Consider the following 6,631-nt stretch of genomic DNA (forward strand, 5'->3'; position numbering starts at 1 on the left):
CGGTCCTGGCGTGGATGAAATCGCACCGAAGCGTTGCGTGCGACCTCACCCATGCGGACCGAGCCTTCCGTGCGACTCCATCCACGCCGGCCGCGCCGTCGCGCCTGACCAAGTCCACCTGCGCCGTTGCGTGCGACCGCGTCCCTCGCGCTGGCCGTGCCGGACTTCGCTGGCTCCCGGTATCACGATCGACCCCGGCCCTTGGCACGCCCAGCCCCTGCCGGCTGAACACCACGGTCACCCTCGCGTACAGCCGGCAGCCATACGCGACAGCCGGCCCGGCCGGCTGGCTCGGGGTGGCGTCAACGGCTGCGGCCTGCCGATCAGCCGACCTGCCGACCCGCCGATCAGCCGACCTGCCGACCTGCCGACCTACCGGTCTGCCGGTCAGCCCGGGCGCTCTCCGGGAGGGTGGCTGGTGCCTGGGGTGGAAACTGGGGTGACAGGAGAAAGGGCGCAACCCCTTACGCAGGTCGCGCGGTGGCTGGGCGCGGTTTGGACGCGTAGCGGCCAGCGGCCGGTGGCGCGCCCTCGGCGGGAGCAGCGGTCCGCACCCACCACCCCGCTGCGACCAGAAGTTGATCTTATTAAGAACCGAAAGCTCTGCGCTCGAGGAAGTCGTAGACGTCGCGGTTGTCGACGCCCGGGAATGTGCCCGGTGGCAGCGCCGCCAGCAGGTGGGAGTGGACGCGGGCGCTCGGCCACGCGTTGCCGGCCCAGCGATCGACGAGCGAGACCGGTGGGCGGCGGCAGCAGTCCGGGTCGGGGCAGTTCGAGACCGTGCGGCCGGTGACGTCACCGCCGCGGAACCAGCGGGCGTGCTCATAAGGCGTCCCGACCGTCACCGAGAAGAGGCCGGACGACGTCGACTCCACGTGAACTGTGCACCAGTATGTCCCGGCACGGGTGTCGGTGAACTGGTAGAACGACGAGTACGGGTCGTCGGCCTCGAACACCGTGCGGGACGCCCATTTGCGGCAGACCGGCTGGCCCTCGATCGCGCCGGTCACGTCGGACGGGAAGCGGACGTTGTCGTTCTCATAGGCTTTGTAGACGATGCCGCTCTCGTGCACCCGGGCGAAATGCACCGGAATGCCGAAGTGGTGGGTCGCCAGGTTGGTGAAGCGGTGCGCCGCTGTCTCGTAGGAGACGCCGAACGCGTCGCGGAAGTCGTCGATAGCCAGGGCACGGTCGGCTTTCGCCTCGGCGAGGAAGTCGGCGGCGAACTTCTCCGGCATGAGCAGCGCGGCCGCGAAGTAGTTGACCTCGACGCGCTGGCGCAGGAAGTCGCCGTAGTCGGCGGGGTCGTTGTGGCCGAGCACGAAGTGGCCGAGCGTCTGCAGCACCACGGCGCGCGGGTCGTGGCCCTTGCCGCTGGCTACCTGCGGAAGGAAGATTCGCCGATTTTTCAGGTCGGTCACCGAGCGGGTCGACGTCGGCAGGTCGTTCACGTAGTGCAGCGTGAAACCGATCTGTGCGGCGATGTCGAGGATGCCGCGCTGTGACAGCGGGCCGGTCGTGTGCCGTACCGACTGCAGCACCTTCGCCGCCGCCTGCTCGATCTCGGCGAAGTAGTTGTTGCGTTTGCGCATCTCGGCGCGCAGCTGCGCGTTCGCCCGGCGGGCCACCTCGGGGGTCGCGCTCTGCTCGGTGAGCACCCGGTTGAGCTCGCGGTGCATCCCGATCAGCGACTCCAGCGCGTCCGCCGGCAGCCGCCGCCCGGCACGCACCGCAGGCAGGCCGAGTGCCTGATAGGCGGGGTTCTGCTGGAAATGGGCCAGCTCGATCTCGAGCCCGGCGCGCCGGCTCGGCGCCTCCGGTCGCAAAAGATCCTGCATGGGTACGCCCAATGCCCCGGCAATGGCCTGCAGGACGGAGAGTTTCGGCTCCCGTTTCCCGTTCTCGATCAGCGACAGCTGGGACGGTGCACGGCCGACAGCGTCGCTGAGCTGGTCGAGCGTCATGCCCTTGGTGCGGCGCAGATGGCGCAGACGCTGGCCCAGCGTCACCAGATCAACAGCGGGCTCAGAAGAAGGTGAAGCGGTCACGGGTTTGACGTTAACAGAATTTCTTCACTTCTTTCCACGGAAACACCCTTCAAGAGGGGTGGTGCGATCCCCGAGAGTGAAGTTCTTCCACACGGAAGAACGTACGGAGAACGCGACAGGGCACGAAAGGGATTTTCTGATGAGCGAGCTGACCGAAAACCGTGGCGGTACCGCAGAGGACCTCACTCGGGAATGGGCCAGTGACCCCCGGTGGGCCGGCGTCAAGCGTGACTACACCGCACAGGACGTCGTGAAGCTGCGGGGCACCCTCCAGGAGCGGCACACCCTCGCCGAGCGCGGCGCCGCCCGCCTCTGGGAGCTGCTCAACACCGAGGACTACATCAACGCGCTCGGCGCGCTGAGCGGCGGCCAGGCGACCCAGATGGTGCGCGCCGGCCTCAAGGCGATCTACCTCTCCGGATGGCAGGTCGCGGCGGACGCGAACCTCTCCGGACACACCTACCCCGACCAGTCGCTCTACCCCGCCAACTCGGTGCCCGCCGTGGTCCGCCGGATCAACAACGCCCTGATCCGCGCCGACCAGATCGACACCTCGGCCGGCCGGTACGAGCGTGACTGGTTCGCCCCGATCGTCGCCGACGCCGAGGCCGGCTTCGGTGGCCCGCTGAACGCGTTCGAGCTGATGAAGGCCATGATCGCGGCCGGCGCGGCGGGCGTGCACTGGGAGGACCAGCTCGCCAGCGAGAAGAAGTGCGGCCACCTCGGCGGCAAGGTGCTGATCCCGACCCAGCAGCACATCCGTACGCTCAACGCCGCCCGCCTCGCCGCGGACGTCGCCGGTGTGCCGACCCTGGTCATCGCGCGTACCGACGCTCTGGCCGCGGACCTGCTCACCACCGACGTGGACGAGCGCGACCAGCCGTTCGTCACCGGCGAGCGCACCTCCGAGGGCTTCTTCCGGGTCACCCCGGGCGACGACGCGGCGATCGCCCGCGGTGTGGCGTACGCCGACTACGCGGACATGCTGTGGGTCGAGACCGGTAAGCCGGACCTCGACTTCGCCCGCAAGTTCGCCGAGGCCGTGCACGCCAAGCACCCGGGCAAGCTGCTCTCCTACAACTGCTCGCCGTCGTTCAACTGGAAGAAGAACCTGGACGACGACACCATCGCCCGCTTCCAGAAGGAGCTCGGCGCGATGGGGTACAAGTTCCAGTTCGTCACCCTGGCCGGCTTCCACGCGCTCAACCACTCGATGTTCGAGCTGGCCCGCGGTTACGCCGAGACCGGCATGAGCGCGTACGTGAAGCTCCAGGAGGCCGAGTTCGCGGCCGAGGCCGACGGTTACACCGCGACCAAGCACCAGGCCGAGGTCGGCACCGGTTACTTCGACGCCGTCTCCACCGCTCTGAACCCCGACAGCAGCACCACCGCGCTGTCGGGTTCCACCGAGGCCGAGCAGTTCTGACCAGTCTGTAAAGGGACAGGAAGATAACCATGGGCGCCGAAGAGATCACCATCACCGGTACGGCCGACGGCCGTTACTCCGAGATCCTGACCACCGAGGGCGTCGAGTTCATCGTGGCACTCGACCGCGAGTTCGGCGCCCGCCGGGTGCAGCTGCTGGAGCGCCGCCGGCGCCGCCGGGCCACCCGGACCACCGACCTGGACTTCCTGACCTCCACCCAGCACGTGCGGGACGACCTGTCATGGCAGGTCGCTCCCGCCGCGCCGGACCTCACCGACCGGCGCGTCGAGATCACCGGCCCGCCGGAACGCAAGATGACGATCAACGCGCTGAACTCGGGCGCTCGCGTGTGGATGGCCGACTTCGAGGACGCGACTGCTCCTACCTGGGAGAACGTGGTCATCGGGCAGCTGAACCTGCGCGACGCGCTGGACGGCACACTGAACTTCACGTCGTCCGAGGGCAAGCGCTATGAAATTGGCGCGACCCTGCCGACGATCATGGTCCGGCCTCGCGGCTGGCACCTGCCGGAATGCCACCTGCGGATCGGTGGCCGTGCGGTCTCCGCTTCGCTCTTCGACTTCGGCATGTACCTGTTCCACTGCGGGCAGAAGCAGATCGACCGGGGCAGCGGACCGTACTTCTACCTGCCGAAGCTGGAGTCGCACCTGGAGGCCCGCCTCTGGAACGACGTCTTCGTCTTCGCCCAGGAATACCTCGGCATCCCGCGCGGCACCATCCGGGCCACCGTCCTGATCGAGACGATCAACGCGGCCTTCGAGATGGAAGAAATCCTGTACGAGCTGCGGGAGCACTCGGCCGGCCTGAACGCGGGCCGCTGGGACTACCTGTTCAGCATGATCAAGAACCGTCCGGACGCGGTTCTGCCGGAGCGGTCGCAGGTCACCATGACGACGCCGTTCATGCGGGCGTACACCGAACTGCTGGTCCGGTCCTGCCACAAGCGCGGCGCCCACGCGATCGGCGGGATGGCCGCTGTCGTCCCGAGCCGTGACCCGGTCGCCGCGAAGCGGGCCCTCAACCAGGTCCGCCAGGACAAGCGGCGCGAGGTCGGCGACGGCTTCGACGGCTCCTGGGTCGCGCACCCCGGCCTCGTCGAGACCTGCCGCGAGGTGTTCGACCAGTGGCTCGGCGACGAGCCGCACCAGATCGTGCGCAAGCGTGAGGACGTCCGGGTCACCGCGTCCGACCTGCTGAACATCAAGTCGTCGGACGTGACGGTCAGCGAGGTCGCGCTGCGTACCAACATCAGCGTCGCGCTGCGCTACATCGCGGCGTGGCTCGGCGGCCGCGGCGCGGTCGCCCTCGGCGGCCTCATGGAGGACGCCGCCACCGCGGAGATCTGCCGGGCCCAGCTCTGGCAGTGGATCTCCACGGGTACTCCCACCGACTACGGCGTGCCGGTCACGGCAGGCCTGGTCACCCGGATGCTCCGCGAGGAGCTGGACGTGCTCAGCGAGACCGGCGCCCTGGACGAGGACGCGGCCCGGTGTTTCGGCCAGGCCCGGACGCTGCTGACCGTTCTGCTCACCGAGCGGACTTGCCCGGAGTTCCTGACCCTGCCGGCCTACCTACGGCACCTGTCCGGCGGGTCAGTCGCTCCGGTCACCGATCAGGCTCCTGTCGCGGCCTAGATCGGTAAGGGGCGAGGCGGGGTGGCTCGGGCCACCCCGCCTCTCTCTGTCTGTTTTGGTGGTTATGTGCGGTCCTGCCAGGTGCACAGGCACACCTTGTTGCCGTCCGGATCTTCGAGGACCCAGAAGCTCGGCGCCTCCGCGTCGCTGACCAGCCTGCCGCCGGCCTTGATCGCGGCGTCGATGCGTTCTTGCACCTCGGAGGGGTCGACCCAGAGGTCGGGATGCCAGCGTTGCCGGGGTTCGTCATTGCCGGACTGCTGAAACCAGAGAGTCGGCAGATCCGGATTTTTCACTTCATCAGTGCCTATTTCGCCCCGGAGAACGGCCGCCCAGAATGGTACTATTTTCCCGCTTTCCGGGCTGTCCAGAGCGAACTCCAGCTTGGCGATCCCCTCGCGCTCCAGCGCGACTCCCGCTTCTTCACAAAGATCAGCGACGGTACGCGCGAAGCGCAGGTCCCGCCCGCTCACCGCCCCGATATCGTGGCTGACCAGGGTGACGTCGACATAGGTGTACCGCAGGTCCAGGTCAGGGTGATGATCGGCGGCCTCGGCCGCCGCCCCGATGGCGTTGACCAGCGCCAGCCCGGTGGCGAAGTCCCCGGTGCGCAGCCGGGTGTGCAATGCCCCGAGCAGATAGACCCAGCCGTCCGGAGCCCGCTCAACGATCTCCCGTGCCGTCAGCTTCGTCATACCCCCATCCTGACCCACCGACCCCCACCCCGCGACCACGCCGCCGCCCCGGGTTCCGGGTTCCGGGCCCGGGTTCCGGGCTCCGGGCTCCGGGTTCCGGCCGGGCTGACGCCCAGGGCTGCCAGCTGCACGCCATGGCGACCACAAGCGCCAGCCAGCCCCAACCGGCTGGCGCTCACGGCTGCCAGCCGCACTCCATGGCGACCACAAGCGCCAGCCAGCCCCGACCGGCTTGCGCTCAGGGCTGCCAGCTGTCACGTATGGCGACCATAAGCGCCAGCCAGTCCCGACCGGCTTGCGCTTGTGGTCGCGTGGAGGCCGAAATAGCGACCATAAGCACCAGCCAATCCCCCGCCGGCTTGCGCTCGCGGCTTCCGGCTGTCACGCATGGCGGCCGTGAGCGACAGCCAGTTCCGACCGGCCGGCGCTCAGGGCTGACCCTGCTGGTCGACCGTCGTTTCCGCAGCTGGAAGCGTCGTCCGAACGACCCTGACTCTGCGCCCGCCCCGCGGCCTCCCGCCGCGATCCTGGTCCCGAACCACAACCCGCCGGGAACCACGCGCGGATCAGGGTGAGTGTGTCGATTCAGGGTTCGCCACGCCCCCAACCTCGACACGCACCGGTGGGAGCGCTCGCACCCTGCCACCTTCAGCTCCATCGGGCGAAAATCCGGGCCCGACAGCCGAACAAGCCGAGCCGCTGAACAAGCCGAGCCGATGCTCCTATGGATGTCAAGTGGTGGGTGGGGTGTGGTTGGTGGTGATGATTTGGTAGATCTCGCGTGCTATGTAGCGTTTGAGGCAACGG

Annotated in this window: 4 protein-coding genes; 2 read left to right on the top strand and 2 right to left on the bottom strand. The window is 68.4% G+C overall.

From position 1 onward, the window contains the following. Positions 1-587: 587 nt before the first annotated feature. A complete protein-coding gene (locus tag B0I29_RS33400) occupies positions 588-2,048 on the bottom strand; it encodes a helix-turn-helix domain-containing protein (RefSeq protein ID WP_111653107.1) in 1,461 nt (486 codons plus the stop codon). 139 nt (positions 2,049-2,187) lie between these two features. Between B0I29_RS33400 and aceA the strand changes: the two genes are divergently transcribed. Together aceA and aceB are read left to right on the top strand one after the other, a co-directional pair. Then, positions 2,188-3,474, top strand: a complete 1,287-nt coding sequence (gene aceA / locus B0I29_RS33405) for an isocitrate lyase (RefSeq protein WP_111653108.1) — start codon at positions 2,188-2,190, stop codon at positions 3,472-3,474. A 29-nt stretch (positions 3,475-3,503) separates the two neighbouring features. Continuing rightward, positions 3,504-5,129, top strand: a complete 1,626-nt coding sequence (gene aceB / locus B0I29_RS33410; protein WP_111653109.1) for a malate synthase A — start codon at positions 3,504-3,506, stop codon at positions 5,127-5,129. Between the two features lie 62 nt (positions 5,130-5,191). Here the strand turns inward: aceB and B0I29_RS33415 are convergent, their stop codons facing one another. Further along, positions 5,192-5,824, bottom strand: coding sequence for a VOC family protein (locus tag B0I29_RS33415; RefSeq protein ID WP_111653110.1), 633 nt, complete (start codon positions 5,822-5,824; stop codon positions 5,192-5,194). Between the last annotated feature and the right edge of the window lie 807 nt (positions 5,825-6,631).

Origin of the sequence: Actinoplanes lutulentus, from assembly GCF_003259845.1 — a bacterium.
Lineage (GTDB): Bacteria > Actinomycetota > Actinomycetes > Mycobacteriales > Micromonosporaceae > Actinoplanes > Actinoplanes lutulentus.

Bases quoted from the DNA above. Each gene is read 5' to 3' on its own strand.
- aceA (WP_111653108.1), top strand. From the start codon at position 2,188: ATGAGCGAGCTGACCGAAAACCGTGGCGGTACCGCAGAGGACCTCACT.
- aceB (WP_111653109.1), top strand. From the start codon at position 3,504: ATGGGCGCCGAAGAGATCACCATCACCGGTACGGCCGACGGCCGTTAC.
- B0I29_RS33415 (WP_111653110.1), bottom strand. From the start codon at position 5,824: ATGACGAAGCTGACGGCACGGGAGATCGTTGAGCGGGCTCCGGACGGC.